This window comes from Marinomonas sp. 63XJN7_9_ISO-PGPR-S23-217 (assembly GCF_056173515.1).
In genome coordinates, this window is the sequence record NZ_CM149678.1 from 4554848 (window position 1) to 4578992 (window position 24145).

The 24145-nt window shown below is 44.3% G+C and carries 26 protein-coding genes; 7 read left to right on the top strand and 19 right to left on the bottom strand.

The window, feature by feature from the left end; genetic code table 11:
• Positions 1–34 precede the first annotated feature (34 nt).
• Together pap and AC0VYI_RS21240 are read left to right on the top strand one after the other, a co-directional pair.
• Positions 35–1576 carry a polyphosphate:AMP phosphotransferase gene (gene pap / locus AC0VYI_RS21235; protein WP_475445401.1) on the top strand — a complete coding sequence of 514 codons (1542 nt, stop codon included), beginning with the start codon at positions 35–37 and terminating at the stop codon, positions 1574–1576.
• 34 nt (positions 1577–1610) lie between these two features.
• On the top strand, positions 1611–2216 hold the full coding sequence (locus tag AC0VYI_RS21240; RefSeq protein WP_475445403.1) for a hypothetical protein: 606 nt from the start codon (positions 1611–1613) through the stop codon (positions 2214–2216).
• Positions 2217–2345: 129 nt separating this feature from the next.
• Here AC0VYI_RS21240 and AC0VYI_RS21245 read toward each other — a convergent pair whose 3' ends face one another.
• From AC0VYI_RS21245 to AC0VYI_RS21270, 6 genes are all read right to left on the bottom strand, one after another.
• On the bottom strand, positions 2346–3128 hold the full coding sequence (locus AC0VYI_RS21245) for an ATP-binding cassette domain-containing protein (RefSeq protein WP_475445405.1): 783 nt from the start codon (positions 3126–3128) through the stop codon (positions 2346–2348).
• The gene (locus AC0VYI_RS21250; RefSeq protein WP_475445406.1) at positions 3128–4135 is read right to left on the bottom strand and encodes an ABC transporter permease; all 1008 of its coding nucleotides are present in this window, start codon (positions 4133–4135) and stop codon (positions 3128–3130) included. The genes AC0VYI_RS21245 and AC0VYI_RS21250 overlap by 1 nt, the downstream gene beginning before the upstream one ends.
• A gap of 15 nt (positions 4136–4150) precedes the next feature.
• Positions 4151–5233, bottom strand: a complete 1083-nt coding sequence (locus tag AC0VYI_RS21255; RefSeq protein ID WP_475445408.1) for a substrate-binding domain-containing protein — start codon at positions 5231–5233, stop codon at positions 4151–4153.
• A 463-nt stretch (positions 5234–5696) separates the two neighbouring features.
• On the bottom strand, positions 5697–6218 hold the full coding sequence (locus tag AC0VYI_RS21260) for an N-acetyltransferase family protein (protein WP_475445409.1): 522 nt from the start codon (positions 6216–6218) through the stop codon (positions 5697–5699).
• A 137-nt stretch (positions 6219–6355) separates the two neighbouring features.
• Complete coding sequence (locus AC0VYI_RS21265; protein WP_475445411.1) at positions 6356–6619, bottom strand: Txe/YoeB family addiction module toxin; 264 nt, start codon at positions 6617–6619, stop codon at positions 6356–6358.
• Positions 6616–6858 carry a type II toxin-antitoxin system Phd/YefM family antitoxin gene (locus AC0VYI_RS21270; protein WP_475445412.1) on the bottom strand — a complete coding sequence of 81 codons (243 nt, stop codon included), beginning with the start codon at positions 6856–6858 and terminating at the stop codon, positions 6616–6618. Before AC0VYI_RS21270 ends, AC0VYI_RS21265 begins: the two co-directional genes overlap by 4 nt.
• A 215-nt stretch (positions 6859–7073) precedes the next feature.
• Between AC0VYI_RS21270 and AC0VYI_RS21275 the strand changes: the two genes are divergently transcribed.
• Positions 7074–8417: an IS1182 family transposase gene (locus tag AC0VYI_RS21275; protein WP_475443365.1), complete on the top strand. Its 1344-nt coding sequence runs from the start codon at positions 7074–7076 to the stop codon at positions 8415–8417.
• A gap of 212 nt (positions 8418–8629) precedes the next feature.
• Here the strand turns inward: AC0VYI_RS21275 and fghA are convergent, their stop codons facing one another.
• Both fghA and AC0VYI_RS21285 read right to left on the bottom strand, forming a co-directional pair.
• On the bottom strand, positions 8630–9460 hold the full coding sequence (fghA, locus tag AC0VYI_RS21280) for an S-formylglutathione hydrolase (protein ID WP_475445414.1): 831 nt from the start codon (positions 9458–9460) through the stop codon (positions 8630–8632).
• A gap of 157 nt (positions 9461–9617) precedes the next feature.
• A complete protein-coding gene (locus AC0VYI_RS21285) occupies positions 9618–10733 on the bottom strand; it encodes an S-(hydroxymethyl)glutathione dehydrogenase/class III alcohol dehydrogenase (protein WP_199477890.1) in 1116 nt (371 codons plus the stop codon).
• A 243-nt stretch (positions 10734–10976) separates the two neighbouring features.
• Here AC0VYI_RS21285 and AC0VYI_RS21290 point away from each other — a divergent pair, with 243 nt between their 5' ends.
• Positions 10977–11861: a LysR family transcriptional regulator gene (locus AC0VYI_RS21290; RefSeq protein WP_475445416.1), complete on the top strand. Its 885-nt coding sequence runs from the start codon at positions 10977–10979 to the stop codon at positions 11859–11861.
• Positions 11862–11926: 65 nt separating this feature from the next.
• On the top strand, positions 11927–12193 hold the full coding sequence (locus tag AC0VYI_RS21295) for a DUF3820 family protein (RefSeq protein ID WP_199477888.1): 267 nt from the start codon (positions 11927–11929) through the stop codon (positions 12191–12193).
• A 76-nt stretch (positions 12194–12269) separates the two neighbouring features.
• Here AC0VYI_RS21295 and AC0VYI_RS21300 read toward each other — a convergent pair whose 3' ends face one another.
• A complete protein-coding gene (locus tag AC0VYI_RS21300; RefSeq protein ID WP_475445417.1) occupies positions 12270–12698 on the bottom strand; it encodes a GNAT family N-acetyltransferase in 429 nt (142 codons plus the stop codon).
• A gap of 166 nt (positions 12699–12864) precedes the next feature.
• Between AC0VYI_RS21300 and AC0VYI_RS21305 the strand changes: the two genes are divergently transcribed.
• Positions 12865–13320, top strand: coding sequence for a GNAT family N-acetyltransferase (locus tag AC0VYI_RS21305; protein WP_475445419.1), 456 nt, complete (start codon positions 12865–12867; stop codon positions 13318–13320).
• Between the two features lie 90 nt (positions 13321–13410).
• On the opposite strand, the gene AC0VYI_RS21310 is transcribed toward AC0VYI_RS21305, so the two are convergent.
• From AC0VYI_RS21310 to AC0VYI_RS21350, 9 genes are all read right to left on the bottom strand, one after another.
• Entirely contained in the window at positions 13411–14907 is a 1497-nt protein-coding gene (locus tag AC0VYI_RS21310; RefSeq protein WP_475445421.1) for a DHA2 family efflux MFS transporter permease subunit, read from the bottom strand.
• Positions 14908–14916: 9 nt separating this feature from the next.
• Positions 14917–16104 (bottom strand): EmrA/EmrK family multidrug efflux transporter periplasmic adaptor subunit, encoded by a 1188-nt coding sequence (locus AC0VYI_RS21315; RefSeq protein ID WP_475445422.1) that lies wholly within the window; start codon positions 16102–16104, stop codon positions 14917–14919.
• A gap of 14 nt (positions 16105–16118) precedes the next feature.
• On the bottom strand, positions 16119–17555 hold the full coding sequence (locus AC0VYI_RS21320) for an efflux transporter outer membrane subunit (protein ID WP_199477884.1): 1437 nt from the start codon (positions 17553–17555) through the stop codon (positions 16119–16121).
• Positions 17549–18037, bottom strand: coding sequence for a MarR family winged helix-turn-helix transcriptional regulator (locus AC0VYI_RS21325; RefSeq protein WP_475445424.1), 489 nt, complete (start codon positions 18035–18037; stop codon positions 17549–17551). The genes AC0VYI_RS21320 and AC0VYI_RS21325 overlap by 7 nt, the downstream gene beginning before the upstream one ends.
• 331 nt (positions 18038–18368) lie before the next feature.
• Positions 18369–19745 (bottom strand): class II fumarate hydratase, encoded by a 1377-nt coding sequence (locus AC0VYI_RS21330; RefSeq protein WP_199477882.1) that lies wholly within the window; start codon positions 19743–19745, stop codon positions 18369–18371.
• Positions 19742–20116 carry a hypothetical protein gene (locus AC0VYI_RS21335; protein ID WP_199477881.1) on the bottom strand — a complete coding sequence of 125 codons (375 nt, stop codon included), beginning with the start codon at positions 20114–20116 and terminating at the stop codon, positions 19742–19744. Before AC0VYI_RS21335 ends, AC0VYI_RS21330 begins: the two co-directional genes overlap by 4 nt.
• Before the next feature lie 233 nt (positions 20117–20349).
• Positions 20350–20829, bottom strand: coding sequence for an FKBP-type peptidyl-prolyl cis-trans isomerase (locus AC0VYI_RS21340; RefSeq protein ID WP_199477880.1), 480 nt, complete (start codon positions 20827–20829; stop codon positions 20350–20352).
• A gap of 108 nt (positions 20830–20937) precedes the next feature.
• Entirely contained in the window at positions 20938–21528 is a 591-nt protein-coding gene (locus AC0VYI_RS21345; protein ID WP_475445426.1) for a DUF1439 domain-containing protein, read from the bottom strand.
• Between the two features lie 9 nt (positions 21529–21537).
• Positions 21538–22410 (bottom strand): mechanosensitive ion channel family protein, encoded by an 873-nt coding sequence (locus AC0VYI_RS21350; protein ID WP_199477878.1) that lies wholly within the window; start codon positions 22408–22410, stop codon positions 21538–21540.
• A 153-nt stretch (positions 22411–22563) separates the two neighbouring features.
• On the opposite strand from AC0VYI_RS21350, the gene AC0VYI_RS21355 reads away from it, so the two are divergent.
• Positions 22564–22998 (top strand): YebG family protein, encoded by a 435-nt coding sequence (locus AC0VYI_RS21355; protein ID WP_475445428.1) that lies wholly within the window; start codon positions 22564–22566, stop codon positions 22996–22998.
• 40 nt (positions 22999–23038) lie between these two features.
• Here AC0VYI_RS21355 and AC0VYI_RS21360 read toward each other — a convergent pair whose 3' ends face one another.
• The gene (locus AC0VYI_RS21360) at positions 23039–24100 is read right to left on the bottom strand and encodes a zinc-binding metallopeptidase family protein (protein ID WP_475445430.1); all 1062 of its coding nucleotides are present in this window, start codon (positions 24098–24100) and stop codon (positions 23039–23041) included.
• Positions 24101–24145: the final 45 nt, after the last annotated feature.

Genomic DNA, 24145 nt, shown 5'->3' on the forward strand with positions numbered 1-24145 from the left:
AAGCCATTTCACGATCTGAATAAGTGAGTCATCCATGTTTGAAGCAGCCGAGTTAGGACGATCTATCAGTAAGCACGATTATAAAGAGCAAGAGCCCATTCTTCGTGAAAAACTATTACTTACCCAATTCGCGCTGCAACAAGCCAACGTTCCCGTCTATATTCTACTCGAGGGCGTTAACAACAAAGATAAAGGCGATGTTATCAACCTGCTCAATCAATGGTTTGATACCCGTGGATTAGAGGTAAACGGCTTTGGCGCCAAAACCGAGGCAGAAGCCAGCCGACCACGCTTTTGGCGTTATTGGCGAAACTTCCCAGCCCGTGGCCGCATCGGTTTATTTTTTGGTTCTTGGTACAGTGGCGAACTCATCAAACGAGCGATAAAGAAGCAAAAGAAAGTCGCCTTTGATGTCCATATGCAGCGCATCCTTGCACTAGAAACCACATTAGCCAGAGATGGCGCCTTAATCCTCAAATTCTGGCTACACTCCTCTCAATCAACACAAAAGCAACGCCTAAAAGAACTCAAAGCCGCCCAGAAAGAAGGCTGGAAAAGTTCCCAGGCAGATTTTCAAATTCTGACCCATTACCCACGTTATATTCATGCCGCAGAAAGAGCTATTCGGCTAACTGATCAAGCCATCGCTCCTTGGTATGTTGTTGAATCTGAAGATAATTATTATCGAGATCTCACTGTCGTTAAACAAATCATCGAGACCGCAGAAAGCCACCTAGCCACTCTACCGAAAGAGGAGGACACAAAGAAAAATCCCCCTTCACAAACCACTGAGACGTCTGAAAAAGCCCCAACAGATGCCCCTAAAACGCCTAAAGAAGAACTGATAACTGAACCCACAATCTTAAGCCAGTTGAAACAACCTCCATCTGAAGAGCCTGATAACAACAGTAAACACTTGGCTATGCTACAAGAAAAACTGACTCGGCTGAGCTGGCAGGCTTATCATAAAGGCATCAGTTTTATTTTGGTATTCGAAGGATGGGATGCGGCGGGTAAAGGCGGTGCTATTCGACGTATTATGCAGGCGGTGGATGCCCGTATCGCCAGAGTTATCTCTATCGCCGCTCCCTCAGATGAAGAAAAGGCTCACCATTATTTATGGCGTTTCTGGCGCCATATACCCGCCTCAGGCAAACACACCATTTATGATCGCAGCTGGTATGGACGTGTGTTAGTAGAACGTGTAGAGGACTTCGCAACCGAGAATGAATGGCGACGCGCCTACACAGAAATTAATAACTTTGAAGAACAAATTATCCATCACGGCAGTTTATTGCTAAAATTCTGGTTGCATATCGATCAAGAAGAACAACTAAAACGTTTTGAAGCCCGTGAAAACATTCCCTACAAGCAGCATAAAATCACGGAAGAAGACTGGCGCAACCGCAACCACTGGCAAGCCTATGAAAGCGCCGTTAACGACATGGTGGTTCATACCAGTACTGATTATGCGCCGTGGACATTGATCGCCGCCAACAACAAACACTACGCTCGCATCGCGGTATTAGAAGCATTGTGCGACAAACTGGAAAACAGACTAAAAGAAACGAAATAATGCAATGTATCTATAAACAAGGAATCCAGTTCGAATGGACGAATTGCTACAACTAGCGGTATCTGGTTCCCTCGTTGGCGTGACTATTTTTTATCTACTCAGTTCATTACTCGTCAAGCATTGGGTTCGTATTGATGTTTACCAACTACTCCTATCCATGGCCGCGACTTTCCTCATTGCGATTGTTGGTGAGGTGGTTCTTGGTAAGCTGTATTATCTGGTCATGGGAAAACCACTCTGGCAATATCATGTCTGGCCCATTCATGATGGTTACACCTCCGCCCTGAACTTCATTACTTGGCCTGTATATGGCTTTTACCAATACTGCCTGCACTATGTGCTAACGCACAAAAAACGCCAACTGCGCCCCTACTGGCTGACAGGTCTAGCGTCTGGCATCGATGGGCCAATACTGGAAATTCTCGCTAACGGCTTTTCTTTGCTGTTTTATCAGACCTTCTACTTCTATTATCTACCGGATGACATGAGACACTACACGTCGCTGCAAGTTGTGCCTTTATACATGGTTGGAGGGGTCGTTCTTTCGTTGATACTACAGCATCTGCGTGAGCGCCCGCCTAAGTGGATATACCCTATTGTATTTTACGCCGCTGGCGTCGCTTTTATTCTCACAGGCTAATAATCAAAAACTCGTAGAAAGCGAGTCTAGCCATCACGCCTTCGACAGGCGACACCATAAAAGGAAAAGCTGACCAGAACAAAATCCTTTGCTCAGGTCAGTAGTATAGAAAAGATTATTAGGTTGTCATCAGTGACTTTTTACATTGGCTCTAGCTTGACGATATTCATTGACCACAATATCTGTTAGCTCCTGTACCGAGGTCTCTTTCGTCGCTTTATCAAAGACAATTTCGCCCCCTCTGACCAAGTTTACGCGATCACATACATCAAACACCTGAGCATAGTTATGAGCAATAATGATGATTCCCATATTGGCTTCTTCCTTTAAACGCTGAATCACATCTAAAATCAGTGCAGATTCTTTCGCCCCCATAGCGGCTGTCGGTTCATCAAGAAGCAAAAGATCTGCTTTTTGGTACACAGATCGAGCAACCGCAATGGCCTGACGCTGCCCTCCTGATAACTTCGACACATCAACATCCACAGAGGGGATATTCACCCCCATCTTATCTAATTGCTCAATAGCCGCTTTACGCATAGTTGCATCATCCAGAATCTTCAACGGTCCCCCGTACACGGGCTCACGTTGTAAAAACATATTCCGGTAAACATTCAGCTCATTAATCAGGGCCAGATCCTGATACACACACTCGACCCCCAAACGACGGGCATGGGAGACAGAGCGCAATGTGACTTCTTCACCATTAATATAAAGCGAACCACTGCTTGGCTGGTGATAACCTGTAAAGATCTTCATCAACGTAGATTTACCAGCGCCATTGTCACCCAGCAAACCAAGGACCTCCCCCTTGGCAAGGTGCATATTGATATCCTTAAGTGCCGTCACTTGACCGAAGGATTTTGAAATATGCTCAGCTCTCAATACCTCAGAACTTGATTTATTCATCATCACAATCCTCCTGACTCTCGTATCATCGTCAAGCGTATATTCACTGCCATTGTCACTAAAATTGCAGCCCCTAGGATCATATCGAACGTATAAGCACTCACCCCCAATAAGGTGAAGCCATCTTTGAGAATACCAAGCACTAGAGCACCAATAAGCGCCCCCAATACTGTTCCCAGTCCGCCCGTTAACAAAGTGCCACCAATCACGGCCGCTGCAATGGCCGAAAACATGATTTGAGAACCACCGGACAAAGGGTCAATTGAGCCAATCCGAAAAGCATCGATAATACCGGCAAAGCCACCAAAGACACTACACAACATAAAGTTGCCAGTCTTAATCATTTTGACTTTAATCCCCACTTCAGCCGCCCCAACAGGATTGCCGCCAGTTGCAATAGTATGTAATCCCCAGCGCGTTTTTTTGAGCACAAACTGCAATACAATAGCCAGCACAATCGCCCAAATTGCCTCAGCCCAAGGGCTTGCCCCCATGAAGTTGGTCACCCATTGACTAGACGTTGGCTGAACAGGAAAGCCGCCAGAAATAGTCAAGGTAAAGCCATTTATCAGGAAAAGCATACCTAATGTGGTCACAAACGCAGGCACACGTAACAAGTTGGTGATGAGACCATTAATCAAACCGACCAGTGCGGAAGCGCACAAGGCAAGAATAATGGCTATCCCTATGGGTATACCGGCTGCAGCGGCAAAATACATCACAAAAGGCGCGAGCGCGTACACCATGCCGACGGACAGATCAAGCTCACCACACACCAGAACAAACACTTCACCAGCCGCGATAATCGCCGTGGTTCCGGTATATTGCACAATATTGGCAATATTATCTCCTGACAGAAAAGCCGAACTGGATATCTGAAAATAGATAACCAATAAAACACCAGCCAGCAGAATACTCGTCTCACGATGGCGCAGTAAACCAAATAAGCCATGCCTCATAAAGGATGGATGGCCAGATCCTTGTCCGGCCTGGGTTGTATCATTCATCATGACGGCTCCTCACCTTTAACTACCGATGGGACCAGAACGTTCCAACACTTTTTCTTCTCTGGAGTTTCCTTCAAAGCGCGTTTTCGTTTTTAGATAAGGAGCCACGTTGTCCTTGGTGACGAATTTCAGACCGGTATTGATATTGGCAGGCCCACTCAAACCACCAGACATCTTGAACATGAACATTTCCATGACCGTATAAAAGCCTTGCAAATAAGGTTGCTGGTCAATGGTAAAATCAAGGTCACCGTGATAAATGGCATCCAGTGTATTAGGAAGCATATCAAATCCGCCGCCGACAACACCCTTTTGTTTCAAACCAAATTTTTGCATGGTTTTAGCGATCGCCATGGTACTGCCGCCATCTACGGCAAACATGCCTTTAACATTCTGATGTCCGACATAATAAGAATCCACTTGAGACACTTCTTCGTTAACCGTCGGGCCTGTCGCAATCTGTTTAAAATTAATTTTTTTACCAGACTCTTTGATGGCATCGGCAGCGCCATCAAGACGAGGTTGAATATTTAGCTGACCTGGTGTCGAAATGAAGCCAACCACATCGCCGGAATCCACTAAACTGACAATCCGTTCACCCAGTGCTTTACCCGCCAGATAAAGATCTTGACCAATATAAGCAAGACGATCATTCCCTTTGACATCAGCATTATAAGAAAACACAGGAATTCCCGCTTCCAGAGCACGTTTTACTGGCTGATTAAACGCATGCTGATCCACCAGACAAACAGCAATACCATCCACTTGTGCTGCAATGGCAGTATCCATCGCATTTACCATCTCCGAAGCAATGGACCGCTGTGAGCCAGTCCACTGGTAATCACAACCAAGCAAAGCACAGGCATCGGCAATACCATATTGAGTTGGAACAAAAAAGGGATTGGTTGTCACATGATTAACGAAAGTAAATCTCCACTTTTTGTGTCTTGGAAAGTTGCCTTCTTTTTCACCACTTGCGGCCATTGCTGGCGTTGCACCAGCGGCCATTAAAGCCCCTATCGCCCCAATACCCAACGCATTTCGCATTAGGGCCCTGCGAGTTGTCATAAAAGGGGATTCATTCTCATCATCTTTTTTCATGATTATTCTCCACGTTGCGATCTATTTATTTTTGTCGTTATTTTCAACACACGGAGTAACAGCTCTTAAAATAAGACCCCAGACGTTTAGTCCAGAATCGATAAAACGTTATAACATCTCCTCCACGGATAGCAGATTAATAAGCAATGGGATTGGGTTACTTGAATGCTCAAGCGCTTTTGGTTTGATCGACTACCATCGATCAGCCTAAAAAAGACTGTTTAAAAAACAACCAAAAAGCAATGTATCACCCTCATCAGAACGACACAGTGAGCGGGAGTTGACTTCCTCTTTTTTTATAACTTTTAGCACTATTCTTACTGCTTTACGACACTATCCTTACCAATTACCGCTTACTGTAGTGCCCAATCGGCTTTAATGATCCAGTATTTTTCTCAGCACTTGAAAAGAACATGCTGAATATACAAGACTTATGCTCTTGTTTATTCAGCATCAACAGACATTATAAGGAGGGTATTTTGTACGCCAAAATAGCGGTATTTCTTGAGCCAGATGAGCGTTTGTCGGGATCGTGGAAAGTATCAATCACCTGAAAGCCTGCTTTTCTCATCATCCCCGCCGAGGCTAGGTTCTCTTCATGTCGCTCAATCAATACCACTTGCACTGGTTTCTTTTTCGCTCGTTCAAGGCAAAGTTCAAGCAACTTAGTCGCAATACCCTGACCAGAATAGGCCTGAGACACCACCACATCGCCGATAAAACAAAGCGCGTGGAGATCAAAATACTGGGTCAAATAGGCAGGGCTAACGGATCCATCAATTAACACTGCAAAACCAATGATTTGCTTATTATCAGCATCCTCTGCCACCATCGCCATCGCCGAGCCCTCTTCAATCAATTTGAATTCAGCATCAACGCCCTCCTCAGTCAAATAATTCCATTGATTAGGACCTTGGTCCCATAGTAATGTTTTCAGCGCTGAAAGCTCAGCCACTTCCGCTTGACGATACACAATCATACTCATTTATCCTCTAAGCCATTGAGTTGGCGAATAATATCCAAAAACAGATCTCGACCGTAGGTAGGGATTTATCCCAACATCAAGCTAAGTCGCGCTAAAGCACGACCTACTAAAGCTTTAGGAACAGGTTAAAATAAAATCTACTCGTAATGGCTCCACAGCCGAAGCACTTTTATCATTTGATCAGCGTCTAACACTTGATAGACAAGTCGGTGTTGGATATTAATTCTGCGCGAATAAGCGTCAGAAAGGTCACCAACTAACTTCTCAAACGGAGGGGGTTTTTGAAAGGGATCCTGCGCAATAAAATTGAGTAACTCTTGAGCTTTTGATTTCAGCCCGCTAGACGCTAATGTCTTGGCGTCCTTCTGAGCTTGCTTGGTATAAACCAACTTCCATGTCACCAATCTAACTCCTCATCACATTCACTAACGGGAGTCTCCATTCCCTCGCGGATTGATTCACGCATCTTAGGTATTGATAATAAAAACAGCGTTTCCTGAATCGCAGACCAATCTTCTTCCGATACTAAAACCGCGTTATTACGCTTGCCAGTAATAACAATAGGTTGATGAGAATCTGCCGCTTCATCAATCAATCGATACAAATTACTCCGTGCTTCTGTTGCCGTCATTCCAGCCATCACACACCTCAATACTGTCTAAATTATAGACAAACTGTACGCTTTATAGCACGTACGCCAAGACGGACGTAAAGTCTGGAGTCATATACAGTACAACTTCCCAATACACGGCTTCCATAACAAATAAGGGAAGGAAATAAAAAAACGAGCCGTAGCTCGTTTCAGACTGCTGATAAAGTCCTCGCCATTCGGCGGGGATTTTTTATAATAACGGCATGCTTAAAGAACGCCCTCAAACCCAGTCTACTTTAGAGTTTGTTTCCATCGACGAGCTCGTCCCCAGTGATCACTTGCTTCGCAAGATTGATCGAATTATTGATTTTTCCTTTCTACATGATCTTGTGAAGGATTTTTATTGCGCGGATAACGGTCGTCCCGCTCTCGATCCTACTCTCATGTTTAAGTTGCTATTTATTGGCTACCTTTTTGGTATTCGTAGTGAACGTCAGTTGATTAGAGAGGTTCAAGTTAATGTCGCTTATCGTTGGTTCTTAGGTTTAGGCCTGACTGACAAAATTCCCGATGCTTCCACTTTGAGTGCAAACCGCACACGTCGTTTTAAGGAATCCGATATCTATCAAAAGATCTTTGATGAGATCGTACTCCAGGCTATAAAACACAAGTTAGTTGGCGGAAACACCTTTTATACGGACTCCACACACCTTAAAGCCAATGCGAACAAAAAGCATTTTGAAAAAGTAGTGGTTGAACAGTCCCGACAGGCGTATATGGATGAGCTCGATAAGGCCGTTGAGGAGGATCGACTCGTTCATGGAAAAAAGCCTTTACCACCTGAAAAAAACAAGGTGGAGAGTCGTGAAATCAAGCAGAGTACGACGGATCCAGAGAGTGGCTATATGGTACGAGATACTAAGCCCAAAGGGTTCTTCTACTTAGATCACCGAACGGTTGATGCACGTTGCAACATTATTACTGACGTACACGTCACCGCAGGCAATGTCCACGATGCTGTCCCTTATTTAGAGCGATTGGACCGAATCAAAGAACGCTTTAAGCTTTTCATCACATCGGTCGGAGTCGATGCGGGGTACTTTACCTCGGCAGTTTGTCATGGGTTAGAAGAACGACATATCTATGCCGTGATGGGCTATCGTCGTCCTAATCACAAGAAAGGCTTCTTCTATAAACGCGAATACAAGTACGACAGGGAACAAGATGTCTACTTCTGTCCGCAAGGTGAAAAACTCATTTACAAAACCACTTCTCGAGAAGGTTACCGTCACTACGACTCAGATAGCCTGATCTGCGCGAACTGCCCAGAAAAGCACCGCTGCACCACAAACAAAAAATCGGTCAAAACCATTACGCGTCATGTTTGGGAAGATAGCAAAGAACGCATCAATGCCCATCGGCTAACCCCATTAGGCAAAGTCATTTATGCCAGACGAAAGGAAACCGTGGAACGAAGTTTTGCCGACGCAAAAGAGCTGCATGGCTATCGATATGCACGATTTCGAGGAACAGATAAAGTAGCTTCTCAATGTCTATTAACGGCAGCCGCCCAAAATATGAAAAAGATAGCCTTAATGCTTAGCTAGAGGCTTTTATTTGTTCAAAAAAATGACGAAATCGATAGTCAGAGCCTTAATAAAAGGCCTCAAAGAGCTCTAAGTAACTAATGAGATATCTTGAGTCACTTAGGAAGGAATGTGAGCAAAAGACTCAGAAAAATAAAACCCCAGCAAAAAACTGGGGTTTATCAGTAACCTGAAACGAGCCGTAGCTCGTTTTTAAATACTGAAAAAAACCATTATTTCAAAGCGCTAGCATGATGCTCTAGGTGGTCATCAATAAAGCTGGCGATAAAAAAGTAGCTGTGGTCGTAGCCAAGTTGACGACGTAGAGTAATCGGGTAATCTGCTTTTTCGCAGGCTTCAAGAAGCGCGTCTGGTTTGAGTTGCTCTTCTAGGAAGTTGTCGGCTTCACCTTGGTCGATCAGTAAATGTAAGCGTTCACTTGCATTTTCAACAAGCAATGTCGCATCCCATTCGTTCCAACTGGCTTTGTCGTCCCCCAAATACCCTGTAAAAGCTTTTTCGCCCCACGGGCAATTTGTCGGATTCGTAATAGGAGCAAAAGCCGAGACGGACTGATATTTGCCTGGATTTTTCAGGGCACAAATCAAGGCACCGTGACCCCCCATGGAATGACCGGAGATAGAGCGTTTTTCCGTGACTGGAAAGTTTGCTTCGATCAAGTGTGGCAATTCCTGAACCACATAATCGTACATATGGTAGGTACTGGAATAAGGTGCAACCGTAGCGTTCACATAAAAGCCCGCTCCTGAACCAAAATCGTAGCTTTCATGTTCACCTGGGTATTCGGTGCCTCGCGGGCTGGTATCTGGGCAGACAATGGCTAAGCCAAACTCGGCCGCCTTACGGAAAGCCCCCGCTTTTTGGGTGAAGTTTTCGTCCGTACAGGTCAGGCCAGATAACCAATAGAGAACAGGCACTTTTTGCGTTTCTGCTTGAGGCGGCAGGTAGATAGCAAACGTCATCTCCCCTTTCACCGACAGACTTTCATGGCGATAGCGTTTTAGCCAACCACCAAAGCTTTTCGTACTGGATAATAATTCCATATTCTTCTCCTTCTCATTCCCACCACTTGAGCAAGCGGAGTGAATAAATGGGGGTACTTGTTCGTTAAATTTGTACCTGCGCACGATAAACCAACTGTTCACTAAGTATGAGTAAACACGGTCGTCATGCACAGGTCGTCACTTTTTATCGAAAAGCTTACTTATCAAAAAGAATAACGGTACGAATACTCTTACCTTCGTGCATTAAGTCAAACGCTTCGTTAATTTGCTCAAGGGGCATGGTATGAGTCACAAAGGGATCAATCTCGATTTTACCATTCATGTAATCTTCTACATAACCTGGCAATTGGCTACGACCTTTCACGCCACCAAAAGCCGACCCTTTCCAAACACGACCAGTGACCAATTGGAATGGACGCGTAGAGATTTCTTGGCCTGCGCCTGCAACACCAATGATGATCGACTCACCCCAACCTTTGTGGCAGCACTCAAGGGCAGAACGCATCACTTGTACATTACCGATACACTCAAATGAGTAATCCACACCACCGTCGGTCATATCAACGATGACTTGTTGAATGGGATCAGAGAAGTTTTTCGGATTAACACAATCAGTGGCGCCAAATTGTTTCGCCATATCAAATTTCGATTCATTAACATCAATCGCGATAATACGAGACGCTCCAGCCATACGTGCCCCTTGGATAACGGACAAACCGATACCACCAAGACCGAAGACTGCAACCGTTGCGCCCTCTTCCACCTTCGCCGTATTCAATACCGCACCAATACCTGTGGTGATACCACAACCTAGCAAACAAACTTTTTCTAGCGGTGCATCAACGTGGATTTTCGCCAGTGAAATCTCAGGAACGACACTGTATTCAGAAAAAGTAGACGTTCCCATGTAGTGATAAATCGGCTCGCCATTAATACTGAAACGAGACGTGCCATCTGGCATTAGGCCTTTACCTTGTGTTTCGCGGACGGCACTACACAAGTTGGTTTTACCAGACTTACAGAACTTACATTCGCCACACTCTGCTGTGTAAAGTGGGATAACATGATCGCCAACTTTAAGGCTAGTAACCCCTTCACCAACGGCTTCAACAACACCCGCGCCTTCGTGACCAAGAATCGCAGGGAAAACGCCCTCAGGATCTTCACCGGAAAGTGTAAAAGCATCGGTATGACACACGCCTGTTGCGACCATTCGCACTAAGACTTCCCCTTTTTGTGGATCTTGCACATCAACTTCTTCTATTTTAAGAGGTTGGCCTGGTCCCCAAGCAACAGCAGCTTTACATTTCATTATCTTCTCCCAAGTCTTGTGTTAATCATTAACGTTTTAACTAAAAAACTAGAATGGATTGATAGGATTTAGGACAGTAAAAGCCTTCATCCCTTTCAGTTTTCACAGTGTAGACGCTAATGATTAAGACGATAATGCCTATTTTAGAAAATCATTATTGTTATACTGCAATAATAATTCCCATACAAAGCTATATTGTTATAATATAACACGACCAATACACGTGAAGATGAGAGTGGACACATGAAGAACTGGGAAGCGATGGAAGCCTTTGTCGAAGTCGTCAGACAAGGCAGTTTTTCAGCGGCGGCAATCAAACTCGACGTTTCGGCGTCTCACATCAGCCGCTTAATCACGCACTTAGAAAACGAGCTGGGGACCACCCTCCTGTTTCGCACCACGAGACGTATTCGTTTAAGCGAAGCTGGCGAACTGTATTATCAGCATTGCCGTAGCTTGCCCGAAGCATTAAGTAACGCCGAAGAAGTCATATCCACTCTTAACCAAGCTCCGATTGGCCCCTTTAAAATGACTTGTGCGACCACCTTTGGCGAGCGTTACATCGCGCCTATCATCAACGACTTTTTGCTCAAATACCCAAAGATAGAATTGGATTTTCATCTGACCAACCGTGAAGTGGATTTGATTGAAGAAGGTTATGACCTTGCTATCCGCATGGGTGCCTTAAAAGACTCCAGCCATTTATCAAGACGCTTATGTGATCGCGCCGAATATTTGTGCGCTTCACGAGAATATGTTGATCAACATGGTATGCCCCACACCCTATCCGAGTTAAATAAACACCGCTGCTTAATCGGCTCAAAAACCCATTGGTTGTTTCAGCAAGACGGCCAGCGTAAAGAGGTGAAAATCTCTAGTAATTGGCGCAGCAACTCGGGGCCAGCTCTGTTGGATGCGGTCAAAAAAGGCTTAGGTATTGCCCAGTTACCGGATTATTATGTCGCCGATGAATTAGCGTCAGGCAGGTTAATCGCTCTCTTACCACAATATCAGTATCCTTACAGCGGCGTCTGGTTGGTGTATCCAAAGGTACGACAAACCTCCCCTAAACTGCAAAGTATCTGCGACTACCTGACCCAATGTTTTAAAGACAATCCGCCATTTTAGGATTTGGCCTTTAAAATGGCCCTATGTTTAAATACGCCCAAACGACAATATGAATGGGGCCCACTATGTTTTCTCAACAAGATCTGCTGCAGGTCGCACGACAGACCATGCCATTTGGTAAATATCAAGGCCGAATTCTGATCGATTTGCCCGAAGCCTACTTACTTTGGTTTGCCCATGAAGGATGGCCCAGTGGCAATTTGGGACAATGGTTGCAATTGGCATTAGAAATCAAAATCAATGGTCTAGAAAAATTGGTCGATCCGCTGCGCTTGCCAAAAGAGAAAAAACCAAACGAGCCGAAAGTGCGCATTCGCTTTGATGACGAGTAAATCGCCTTATAATCGAATGACTAAAAAGAGGCTTGAGACATCACACACCATGAATAGATCATAGACAGGAACAGACTCAACGTTGAAAGTACAACACTCCCTCCTGCTCCCGCTGCAAAATAAAGCCTGTCCGTTGCGCCACTTTGATTGACGCAATATTCTGTGCTTTTACCTCGGCAACAAGCGGTTCGTTAAATTCTTCAACCGCCAGCGCCAGCATTTGGGAGGCGATTCCCTTACCTCGATAGCGGGGGGAAACAGACCAAGACAGGGTCCAAGTACCGTTATCAAAGTCCGCTCTAACGGTACCAACGGGAACATGCTTTTTCTCGACAACATACAAGCGTCTATTTGGGTTGCACAAGGACGCTTTTAACCACTGCATATGATCAGCCACTTCAATCCGCTCAGTTGAATGACTTGCCTTTCTTGTATCAGGGTCATTGCGCCATTCAAATAAACAGTCGGCATCTTTTATGCTGGCGAGTCGTAAAATCAAACCCATCGTTATTCGGACTCCTCTTTTGCTCATCAGTGCAAAAATGTCGTATTGTTGCTTGTGATTTAACGAAGTTGTAGGAAGAATCCAAGATAAGCATTATATTTGTTACGAATCAAGCCGTTCGATAAGAAAACCATATACACCAAGAAAATAATGCGTAAGGACATCTATGAACATTCAAGTTGATGATTTATCTGGCCCAGAAATCGCACAGTTATTGACTGAACATCTAAACGACATGCATGCTACATCTCCCGCAGAAAGCGTTCATGCTCTGGATTTAAGTGGATTAAAAAAGCCCAACATTACCTTTTGGACGGTATGGGAAAATGACCAATTACTTGGCTGTGGCGCCCTCAAACAGTTAGATGAAAACCACGGCGAGATCAAATCCATGCGCACTAGCAACATCGCTCGGAATAAAGGAGTAGCCTCTTCACTTCTGCAACATATTTTGCATACGGCCACGGAACAAGGGATGACGAAAATCAGTTTAGAAACAGGCTCACAGAATTTCTTTGAACCTGCAAGAAGGCTCTACCAAAAACACGGTTTTACAGAATGCGAGCCATTTGCTGATTATAAACTCGACCCACATAGCGTCTTTATGAGCAAAACGCTGTAACTTCGGCATCTATTAGAGAGAGTAAGTCAGATAGTAAAACGCTCCCAATCTCTGGGTCGAGAAATGAGAGCGTTCGGTTACGTTGCGGTTCTAATGACCACTCGCCGCTTTTTTGGTAAAGAAAATAAAAGGCGTGAGGAATAGGAATAAAATTGTCAGCATTGCAAACAGATCAATTGTCGACAGCATTAACCCTTGTGACGTCACCGTTTGATTAAATTGCAACAAACTTTCTACCGTTGGGTGTTGAAGTTGTTGCGCCACCAATGGGTTATATGGCGAGATATTTTCACTCAGTAACGAATGATGAACACTGGAATTACGTGCCCATATCCATGCGGTGAGAGAAGAGGAAAAACTCGCCCCCAAGGTTCGAACAAAGGTCGATAGAGAAGCGCCATCGGCAATTTCATGACCATTGAGATCCGCCATCAAAATGGTCGTCATGGGCATAAAGAATAACCCTATTCCTAACCCCATAAATAACTGAACTAAAGCCACTGTGGCGAAATTAACATCCAGATTAAAACGCGCCCGCCAATAACAGCTAATACCAATCACCACAAATGAGCTAGCTGCTAGCCAACGCATATCAAGTTTATGCCCAAATTTCCCCAGAAGGGGTGACATCAGCAGTGGTAATATACCCATAGGGGCCGCAGCCAGCCCCGCCCATAAAGCGGTATAACCCATTTGGGTTTGCAGCCATTGGGGAAGAATCAGGTTAATACTAAAAAAACCACCAAAGCCGAGCGTCAACAAAATAGTACCAACACAAAAGTTACGATTAGCAAACAGACGCAGATTAATGGCTGGATGCTCGTCAGTTAATTCCCAAATCACCATAAAAATCAACATGATGGCTGAAAAAACTGAACCCGCAATAATCCAATTGTTAGCAAACCAATCTAAGTCATTCCCTTTGTCTAATACTATTTGCAGCACACCAACCCCAAGGGCCATAGACACTAAACCAACCACATCCAATTTCGGTTTGGTTTTTTCCTGCGGACGATCTTTAAATTGAGCCAAAATCACCACGATGGAAAAAATACCAACGGGAATATTAATAAAGAAAATCCACGGCCAACTGTAGTTATAGGTTAACCACCCGCCTAATATTGGCCCGACGATAGGGCCAACAACCGCCACCATGCCGATCAAAGCCAAGGCCATCCCGCGCTTTGCTCGCGGGAAGATCGACATCAACAACACTTGGCTCATTGGAAACAGCGGGGCCGCCGATAAACCTTGTAGGGCTCGAAAAAACACGATCTCTGCCATGTTTTGCGAGACGCCACACATGAATGACGTCGTAATAAAGCATAACAAAGCCCCAATATAGAGCTGCACCTCACCAAACCGACGACTCAACCAAGAGGTAATCGGCAAGCCGATGGCATTACAAACGGTAAACGACGTAATGACCCATGTGCCTTGGGTAAAACTGACACCCATATTGCCAGAAATGGTCGGCAAAGCGACGTTGGCAATAGTGGTATCCAACACCTGCATAAATACCCCCAGCGCAATGGCGAACACACAGAGCGCCATATTCGCTGGTCGAAACCCTTCTTGTTGGCTCATAGATCACCCTTACGACTTGTTTTTAGGTGCATGGTTAAGCTGGGGATCATTGTCTTTAATAATTTGGCTGATGATCTGCTGGACGTTTTCCATCTGCTTCTGGTAGACATTGGTTTCATAACGCGGCTTTTTAGGGCTACTCGTCGATAACAACTTGCCGTTTTGATTGGCAGTATCCACATCGACATTCATCGACAGGCCTATACGCAGAGGATGGGCGGCTAGATCATTGGTATCCAACTTGATGCGAACGGGTAAACGTTGGACAATTTTAATCCAGTTACCCGTCGCATTTTGCGCAGGTAACACAGAAAACGCACTGCCAGTGCCGATACCTAAACTTTCAACCGAACCATGGTAGACCACCTTGTCGCCATAAAGATCACTGACTAAAGTCACAGGCTGACCAATACGCATACTATCCAATTGCGTTTCTTTAAAGTTAGCATCGACCCACACTTCATTAAGAGGTACAACGGCCATTAAAGTAGAGTTTGGTGAGACACGCTGCCCTAACTGTACTTGACGGCGGGCCACATAACCGGTGACAGGGGCCACAATGCTCGTGCGCTGCTTATTTAGATAAGCCTGTTTCAACGCTGAAATGGCTGATAAAACAATCGGATGCGTTTCGACAGTGGTACCTGATATCATGGAGGATTGAGCTTTCAACTGCTCCTCCGCCACATTTAGTTGGGTTTGAGCAGACTCCACCATGTCTTTTGCATGGCTTAAGTCTTCTTGAGACAAGCCACCTGCTTTAACCATGTTTTTCCGGCGATCATAGTCTCTTTGTGCTTTGTGTAGGGCGATCTTATTCGCTTCAACCACGGCTTCAGCTTGCGTCACATTATTGAACATAGCCCGTACTTTTCGAACCGCTTGGGCTAATTGTGCTTTCGCATTTTCAAACTGCAGGTCAGCATCGGTTTGATCGAACCGTACCAACACTTGGCCTTTTTGTACAAAATCACCGTTATCTGCAGCAATTTCTGTGACGGTACCCACGGTTTCTGGCGTAATAGAAACGATGTTACCTTTTACATACGCGTCGTCTGTTGTTGCATTACCCACAACATATTCTTCGTAATACCCGGTTGCTCCGATCGCACCCAAGATAATAATGCCAAGAAAGATCATTAAACTCTTCTTACGTTGGCTTTTCTTTGGTGTTGTTGTGTTGTCATTGTCTTGCATAATTTGGTTCACCATCAATGTTGAGAAACAGAAGTCGATTTATCTTCAAAGCCACCACCTAACGCCTCAACCAAGGCGACTTGCTGCTCTTGCAGTTGGTTTTTTAATTGGGTGACGACCGATTCAGCTTGCAGTAATTGATTTTCAATGAGCAGCACTTCTAGCTGACTCCCCATACCTGACTGATAACGTTTTTCCGTAATATGGTAGCTTTTAGAAGCTAACTGGAGACTTTTTTCTGCGTCTTTGATTTGCTCATTGATGGATTTAATCGATAAAACGTTGTCGGTTATATCCCCAAATGCTTTGGTGATGATCTTATTGTACTGAGCAACCGCCGCATCATATGACGCTGTTTTATTAATCAAATTGGCTTTTAGATCTTGAGTAAATAAAGGCAAGGAAATCGCAGGACCAACGTTCCAAGAACGGCTGGGCTCACCAAAGAATGAATCCCCCGCAACCGCTTTAAAGCCTGCTGCCGCACTTAAATTCACATTGGGATAAAAACGAGTCTTAGCCACATCGATGTCCTTGCTTGCCGCTTCCACTCGCCATTTTGCCGCCACGATGTCCGGACGATGTGCCATTAAGTTGGCAGGCAATTGTTGCGGTAAATTAAGCTTGCTTCCCATCTCGACACTAGGGCGCGTTATGGTACTGGCAAGATCGGGTCCTTCTCCAACTAAAGTGGCTAAGGCGTTTTTCAACAGCTGAATTGACAAAATACGCTGCTTCAAGACCTGCTTAGCAGAAGCCTCATTACTTTGTGCTGTGTATAGATGGTCGTCGGATGTTAAACCATTCTTCAACAGTTGCTGAGTAATGGAAACAATACGCTGTGTTCGCTGAAGATCTTCTTTGGCCAGATCTTCTAAAGAGTAAGCATTCGCCAACTGTACATAGGTACGGATAATCGCCGAAGATAAATTGATTTTTGCGGCTTGATGATCTATTTCCGCCGCTTTTTGCTCGTTGACACTGGCAACCCAAGCCGCTTTATTCCCACCCCATAAATCAAAAGAGTAGTTCATATTTAAGCCAAGATTATAGACGGTTCCGTACTTACTTCCTTGGTAGGCAGGGTCTTCTATACGGGATAAGCGTGAGCGAGTTACACCAGCATTAGCAGAAACCACTGGGTCAAATTTACTGTCTGCAGCCATCACATAAGCCGACGCTTTTTCTAAATTTGCGTTGGCCATTTGAATATTAGGGCTGTGTTTTAACGCTTGCTCAATCAGCCGATTCAACTGAGCATCATCCAATGACAGCCACCAAGACTGGGCGGGCCAATTAGCAGAATACAAATTCTTGGTTTGTAAGTTGCTCGCGTGTTTAATCAGAGCATCGCCATCCATGGTATTGTGCGTTTTAATGTATGCTGGTGGCGCACATCCATAGAGAAAGCATAACGACATAAACGTAGTAATTTTTGCTAACTTTAACATTTTGCACCCTTGTATTTAGACATGACGCACTCTTCTGAGAGAAAAGAGCTGACTATTTTGCTTAAACAATGCTGAAGATTTTGCTGTTCTTGCGTCGATAAACAGTCGGTTAAATGGTCTATCGCGGCATGAGCTAAGGGGAGTGTCTTAGCCGTCACAGTACGCCCTTCTTCCGTTAACTGAATCAAAACAGAACGACGGTCTTCCGGATCCGTCTCTCTTTGAATAAGTTGCTTTTTTTCTAAACGATCCAACATTCGCGTCACCGAGCTGCCATCAACCCCCAATGCCTTACTAATATAGGAAGAGCGCTGGGTCCCCATAAAATAAAGCGTAAAAAGCACCTTAGCTTGACTGGAAGTAATCTCTTCTTGAGCCAAATATTGGTCGAGAAGACGGTCCTTTATATGGGTCGATTTACTGAGCAAAAAACCAATACTGGAAAATAGCTGCTCATTAATTTGTTGTTTATTTAGCGTCATAGTTGGTTTGATCAGAATGTGGATAAAATTTACTTGCCTATGCAATAGTTGCATAGGCAAGTAAATTATTTCACTCCTCTCTATCTACAGTCAATCCTTAACTAACGGTCTATGACGTCCCTTAAAAAGTTTATTATTTAGTACACATTCAGTTCACTTTTTGCACATCAATCAACGCCATTCCCCCATTGGCAAGTAGCAAAAAAAACTCAGATAGAAAGGAAAAAAAACCAGCAAAGTGACGCTGGTTTTTTCTCTATTTGGTAAGGGAAGCACCAAATAAAGACCTTTTAAGAGGCCCTAAGTCTAGAAGTGACAGGGCGAAGAAGCCCTATATTCCGCCCTGTGTCAGCTTAGCGGGATCAAGCAAAGCAAGCAGTTCTTCCCTGCTTAAGTCAGTATCTTCTTCAGCGACATCCACCACAGGTCGGCCTTCTTTGTAAGCTTTTTTCGCAATATCTGCCGCTTTAAGGTAGCCAATAATCGGATTCAAGGCGGTTACCAAGATAGGATTACGGTGTAAGGCATCATTGAGCTTGTCTTCGTTGACGGTTAAGGTCGAAATGGCATTATCTGCCAGAAGATAGGCACTATTGGCTAATAATTTAATACTGTTAAGCAAGTTTTTAGCGATCATCGGCAACATAACATTCAGTTCAAAATTGCCTGCTTGCCCACCAATGGTGATTGCCGCATCGTTACCGATTACCTGGGCGGCCACCATAGCCGTGGCTTCTGGAATCACCGGGTTGACCTTTCCTGGCATAATGGAGGAACCAGGTTGCAACGCTTGCAAGGTAATTTCACCTAAGCCAGCCAACGGGCCAGAGTTCATCCAGCGTAGATCATTGGCAATTTTCATATAGGTAACGGCAACCGCTTTCAACTGACCTGATAACGCAACCGCCGTGTCTTGAGAGCCAATTAAGGCAAAGAAGTTCTTTCCTGGCTCAAAGGTAATGTGGGTCAAATCCGATAATTCTTTGGCAAATACCGCTGCGAATTCTGGATGGGCATTAATACCAGTGCCTACAGCTGTGCCACCTTGAGCCAGTTGTGTAATCTTACCTTCTATGTACCTTAGATTATCTAAGTTGTCTTGCAATTGCGCCGCCCAGCCATGAAAGGTTTGGTCAAAACGCACAGGCATAGCATCCATCAAATGGGTACGACCTGTCTTGGTATAGCCAGCCAGAGTGTCCCCCTTCTCTTCAATCGTCTTTTTCAAATGGGTAATGGCGGGTATTAAATGCCCTAGTAACTCTATTGAAGCACTCACATGAATGGCGGTTGGAATGATGTCATTACTGCTTTGACCATAATTTACGTGATCGTTCGGACTCACTTTTTCACCCAAATGACGGGTGGCCAGCGTCGCGATCACTTCGTTCGCATTCATATTGGTACTGGTGCCGGAACCGGTTTGAAAGACATCGACAGGAAAGTGACTCATCAACGCCTTATCATTAAGCAGCTCATCACAGGCAGCCTGAATGGCTATAGACATCTCTGGTGTGATACATTCAAGGGACTGATTCGCTCGGGCAGCGGCGGATTTTAGGGTAATCAAAGCTCGAATAAAGGCTTCTGGTAGCGGTTCACCGCTAATCGGAAAGTTATTAATAGCTCGCTGTGTTTGTGCACCGTACAGGGCATTTTCTGGAACGCTTAGTTCCCCCATGCTGTCTTTTTCAATACGCGTTTTCATCTTGATTCATTGCCTTCTTGTTGTAAAGTGGAAAGAAAGTAGTGACTCAGCGTGCGCAGATCATGCTCCAGTTTGAAATAGGACTTAGCGTCTTGGTAGGTAATAATGAGACGCTTTAAGTTCCCTAAAGGACGATACAGCATGTCTAAACAGGTCTCGCGCCAGTAGATCGCCAAGCTGGTGTCACACACCGTATCAAGCAAAACATTAAATACCCGCTGATGCAAAGACATCGCATCATTTATATTCAGTCGCTCAGCGTACTCTTCACTCATATCAAGATAGTGGTAAAGTAATTGCGGGGTATCCGCACATTGTCCATCTTGAATCATTTGCTCGAACACGGAGAAAGGCACTATATAATGGCTCATGATCTTGTCCTACACTATTGAGATGATAATGATTATCAATAATGGAAGCGAATAATTAATCTGTCAATAAAATAATAATGATTATCATTTGTGATTAATGTAAGCATGACCTCTAACAACGATTTACCAACAAGTAAGATACGTCATAAAAAAACCACCAGAGCAATGTCCTATTAACATCACGACTGGTGGTCTATTTTGACTATTGTGAGCCTGATAAGCCGACGTCACACTTAGTGGTGATGGCCTCCTACCCCGTGGGCATGACCGTGTGCTATTTCATCATCCGTCGCTTCCCGGGCTTCAACAATCTCAACATTGAAGGTCAAATCTTTACCTGAAAGAGGATGATTCAAATCCACTGTGGCATGCTTAAGTCCAGCTTTAATAATAGTCACCTGACGCGCCCCTTGATCGGTCTGAACCATCGCAACCATACCTGGCTTCCAACGCTTAGCTCCTTGGAGGTGTTTTACTGGCACTTGTTGTTGACGGTCTTCATAACGCTCTCCATATGCCTCAGCCATAGGAACCGTGACTTCAAACTCATCGCCAGCTTCTTTTCCTTCCATGGCTTTTTCAAGACCTGGAATCACATTGCTGTGACCATGCAGATAAGAAATGGGGTCTTTACCTGCGGATGTTTCGATCAGTTCGTCACCATGACGAAGTGTGTAGTGAAACGTGACAACTTGATTGTCTGCAATTGACATGTTCTTTCCTCTAAAATAAAACGGCCTGATAAATACCATTGCGTATTTTGCGCAACATTATAGAAGTTCCGTAGAAAATGGCGAGCACCTAGTCTCTTCTTGCCCCATTTAAAACAGCCCCAGCAGTAATTCATTTTCCTTAATGGTGATGTTCTTGATCATAGAGGCCGCCAACTTCTGCTCTAAATTATGATTCAGCACATAAACAGGGTGTTGATTAAAATAGCTTGTTAACGCTTTTTCAAAATCACTATTTAGAGACCCTAATGTGGAACGCAATAACTGGTCGCTGAATTTAGAACCATAGACTTCAATGTTCGTTATTCTGGGGGAAACAAGGTAGATACGATTCTCCTCCAACCTCACCCCTGACGATAACGATGGTTTCACCTGAGTACTAAAAGTAAAACTCTGTCCAAAGGCGTTGACCTTTCCTGACAACAAACACACCATGTCGACTAACGCCATACCACCGTCTTTTTCGGTTAAATTCAGCTGAACACTTTGTACCTTCAGTGTCATATCCAAGGTACCATTATCCTTTAAACCAAGTGCTATTTGACGCTCTTTTCCTTGCGCGATTTCTTTCTTAATGGCCTCATTTAGCTGCGCTTGTGTAACGCTTATACCATTTGTACAACCACTCAGAAACAAACAAAAAAAGACCAGTGTACAGGCTGCAATAACACGACGAATCATTCTAAGCTCCTAAGCTGTTTGGGACTTTTGTACTATTTTAGCCCGTTTTTCATACCAAAAACGCATAAAGTCTTCGGTGACTTTTTGCTCAATATCCATTGCTTCATTGGTTGGACAAAATAGCGATATAGTGAACTGGGTATGCCCCTCATGGGAGGTGGTAATGCGAACCCGTGGTTCTGGCCCTGATATTTTAATATCGAGACGTTTTTCAATCAGACTGTTATAACGAATGGCCACCCCATGAAAGTGCTCACTGTATTCTTTTAACTTATCTAAAATGTCCTGTTTTATTTCGAACAGGTTAACCTCATCATTCTGTCTTGTGATAGAAAAAACATGGGTGACATAGCGCCGCATATAATTCAGGTTTTGCACGGTACTCGTGAGCAACAGGCTATTCGGCACAACCGTTGTACGCCCTGTATAGCCATAACTTCCCCCCTTCAAGTCGACTTCAAACAAGGTTGTGGACAACCAATCACTGTCGGTCACTTCCCCTTCGAAATTACCAATCCTTACCCAGTCACCTACTTGATAAGGCCGAGTGCTGGCACGAAAAAATGCTCCTACGATACAAGAGATAAACTCTTTCGTCGCTACAACCAAGGCAACCATAAAAGCGGCAATAGAGATCGCAAGGTTTTGTAATTCAGAGGACCAGATTAAGATAAATCCAACCACTAAAAAAAGATTGAAAATATTATCCAGCGTGTTAATCCGTTGACGTTTTTTATCATGTTCAAGCGTAGGGTGACGACGTATCACCCGTCTCGTATAACGACGGACAGCATAAGATATAAGCGCCCAAGCAATGGTTAATACGATTTCTACATGATCTCTAATGATCGTCGTATCAAAGTGTGAAATTTCAATTGGCATAACGTTCGGATTCCTTCGTTTAGGGCGCTACTTTAGCACTATCAGACGAATCAAAAAACAATGTAAAGCAGCAAGAATTGAAAAGAAAAAAGCTAGACACTGACAGAAATAGTACTGTATATTTAAACAGTATTATTTTTCCCGAGGTGGATTATGCCTGTTGTTATTAAATACGTTGTAGCACGTGATGGAATTGAAAAAATGACCTTTACCTCAAAAGCCGACGCCGATGCCTATGACAAAATGCTAGACACAGCCGACGCACTTTACGAATTATTGGATAACAGTCATTTGGCCGATGATCACCATCAAAAAGAAGCGTTATCACTGTACTTGGCCGAACACAAAGACGACTTGTTAGAGGCATTAGGAACAAAGCGTAAAACCGCATCGAAACGCCAAAAAGCGAACGTCAAAACGCCCTCAAAAACCAGCTCCAATAAGCCATTGGAGCTCACTCAGAAGGAGACTAAAAAACCCCTTGAGGACCTTGTCATTGAGCCAGATGAAGATGCATTCTACGAAGAGCAAGACATCATAATTGATGAGGATGAATTAACTAGCTACGCAGATAGCGATGCCGCATAAAGACACCTGATATAGCCTTTTGATAGAGCCCATCAAAAGGCTAATTGCCATGTACTATGCGATGAATAAACGCCAGCTTTTCTCGTACTTTTGGCACCAGCACAAAGGGGTATAAATCCGGTTGTCCCATGCTCCGGTTCAGGTTATTCACGGCAAAGGTTAATGGCAGATATTGGGCAATAATATCCTCAAAATTAGCATGGCAATAAGGATCAATATTAATAGTCGCCGCTAAACCTTGGTGCTGATTATTCGGAGGCGACATACTAATACCAAATTCGCTAGCCGTTTCTAAGGTATCGACAATATGCAGGTAATGCGCCCAGGTTTCAGCCCAGTCTTCCCAAGGGTGAGAAGACGCATAGGCACTAACAAAGTTGTCCTGCCAATTTTGAACAGGATTGTCATAGTGCTTGCGCAAGGCGTCAGCGTAGCTTGCTCGTTCATCCCCAAACAAAGCCCGGTAGTTGGCCAACTCAATGTCATTTTCTGCAATTAACTGATCCCAGTAATAATGCCCCACTTCATGACGAAAATGCCCTATCAAAGTTCGATAAGACTCTTTCATGTCTTCACGCATTTGCTCTCGTTCTGCACTGTTTGCTTCAGATGTATTAATGGTCACTTGCCCAAGAGCGTGGCCTGTTGTGGACTGTGCATTTACTGGCACTGCATTTTCTTCGGAAATAAAGTCAAACGACAACCCATCTTCTGGATTCTCCGTTTTATTTAAGACAGGAAGTCCCAGCTTGATTAACGAGTACACCAAGCGATGCTTAGCAAACTCGAGTTTTTGCCATTCGTCCCGTTGTTTGACGCGTTCTAAATTGGGAATATGACGATTCAACTGACAGGCTTCACACAAGGTATCTGGGTTATCCACCAGCCAATTACAAACAAAATATTGCGCGTTCTTACAGTAATACCACTTTTTAGCAGGCATATTGGTGTCTGCTAACGCCCTGAAGCCAGAGCCGTCTGGTTTCAGGGCGCTCAAAGTCATTGGCTCAGATAAAAAGCCTAAAGAAGAGCCACAGCTTTCACACAAAGTATTATCAAATAAAATCGTTTGAGAACATTGCTGACAGGTAAAAATTTTCATAATGCCTCTTCGTCTAAGACGGTAAGCTCGTTATTATAACGTTCG

Excerpts from the sequence above, each read along its gene's own strand:
- AC0VYI_RS21285 (WP_199477890.1), bottom strand. The coding sequence starts at position 10,733 with ATGAAATGTAAAGCTGCTGTTGCTTGGGGACCAGGCCAACCTCTTAAA.
- AC0VYI_RS21260 (WP_475445409.1), bottom strand. The coding sequence starts at position 6,218 with ATGAGTATGATTGTGTATCGTCAAGCGGAAGTGGCTGAGCTTTCAGCG.
- AC0VYI_RS21275 (WP_475443365.1), top strand. The coding sequence starts at position 7,074 with ATGCTTAAAGAACGCCCTCAAACCCAGTCTACTTTAGAGTTTGTTTCC.
- AC0VYI_RS21250 (WP_475445406.1), bottom strand. The coding sequence starts at position 4,135 with ATGATGAATGATACAACCCAGGCCGGACAAGGATCTGGCCATCCATCC.
- AC0VYI_RS21290 (WP_475445416.1), top strand. The coding sequence starts at position 10,977 with ATGAAGAACTGGGAAGCGATGGAAGCCTTTGTCGAAGTCGTCAGACAA.
- AC0VYI_RS21345 (WP_475445426.1), bottom strand. The coding sequence starts at position 21,528 with ATGATTCGTCGTGTTATTGCAGCCTGTACACTGGTCTTTTTTTGTTTG.
- AC0VYI_RS21355 (WP_475445428.1), top strand. The coding sequence starts at position 22,564 with ATGCCTGTTGTTATTAAATACGTTGTAGCACGTGATGGAATTGAAAAA.
- AC0VYI_RS21305 (WP_475445419.1), top strand. The coding sequence starts at position 12,865 with ATGAACATTCAAGTTGATGATTTATCTGGCCCAGAAATCGCACAGTTA.
- fghA (WP_475445414.1), bottom strand. The coding sequence starts at position 9,460 with ATGGAATTATTATCCAGTACGAAAAGCTTTGGTGGTTGGCTAAAACGC.
- AC0VYI_RS21315 (WP_475445422.1), bottom strand. The coding sequence starts at position 16,104 with ATGCAAGACAATGACAACACAACAACACCAAAGAAAAGCCAACGTAAG.
- AC0VYI_RS21255 (WP_475445408.1), bottom strand. The coding sequence starts at position 5,233 with ATGAAAAAAGATGATGAGAATGAATCCCCTTTTATGACAACTCGCAGG.
- AC0VYI_RS21245 (WP_475445405.1), bottom strand. The coding sequence starts at position 3,128 with ATGATGAATAAATCAAGTTCTGAGGTATTGAGAGCTGAGCATATTTCA.
- AC0VYI_RS21335 (WP_199477881.1), bottom strand. The coding sequence starts at position 20,116 with ATGAGCCATTATATAGTGCCTTTCTCCGTGTTCGAGCAAATGATTCAA.
- AC0VYI_RS21310 (WP_475445421.1), bottom strand. The coding sequence starts at position 14,907 with ATGAGCCAACAAGAAGGGTTTCGACCAGCGAATATGGCGCTCTGTGTG.
- AC0VYI_RS21340 (WP_199477880.1), bottom strand. The coding sequence starts at position 20,829 with ATGTCAATTGCAGACAATCAAGTTGTCACGTTTCACTACACACTTCGT.
- AC0VYI_RS21240 (WP_475445403.1), top strand. The coding sequence starts at position 1,611 with ATGGACGAATTGCTACAACTAGCGGTATCTGGTTCCCTCGTTGGCGTG.
- AC0VYI_RS21330 (WP_199477882.1), bottom strand. The coding sequence starts at position 19,745 with ATGAAAACGCGTATTGAAAAAGACAGCATGGGGGAACTAAGCGTTCCA.
- AC0VYI_RS21320 (WP_199477884.1), bottom strand. The coding sequence starts at position 17,555 with ATGTTAAAGTTAGCAAAAATTACTACGTTTATGTCGTTATGCTTTCTC.
- AC0VYI_RS21270 (WP_475445412.1), bottom strand. The coding sequence starts at position 6,858 with ATGGCTGGAATGACGGCAACAGAAGCACGGAGTAATTTGTATCGATTG.
- AC0VYI_RS21295 (WP_199477888.1), top strand. The coding sequence starts at position 11,927 with ATGTTTTCTCAACAAGATCTGCTGCAGGTCGCACGACAGACCATGCCA.
- AC0VYI_RS21350 (WP_199477878.1), bottom strand. The coding sequence starts at position 22,410 with ATGCCAATTGAAATTTCACACTTTGATACGACGATCATTAGAGATCAT.
- AC0VYI_RS21300 (WP_475445417.1), bottom strand. The coding sequence starts at position 12,698 with ATGGGTTTGATTTTACGACTCGCCAGCATAAAAGATGCCGACTGTTTA.
- pap (WP_475445401.1), top strand. The coding sequence starts at position 35 with ATGTTTGAAGCAGCCGAGTTAGGACGATCTATCAGTAAGCACGATTAT.
- AC0VYI_RS21360 (WP_475445430.1), bottom strand. The coding sequence starts at position 24,100 with ATGAAAATTTTTACCTGTCAGCAATGTTCTCAAACGATTTTATTTGAT.
- AC0VYI_RS21325 (WP_475445424.1), bottom strand. The coding sequence starts at position 18,037 with ATGACGCTAAATAAACAACAAATTAATGAGCAGCTATTTTCCAGTATT.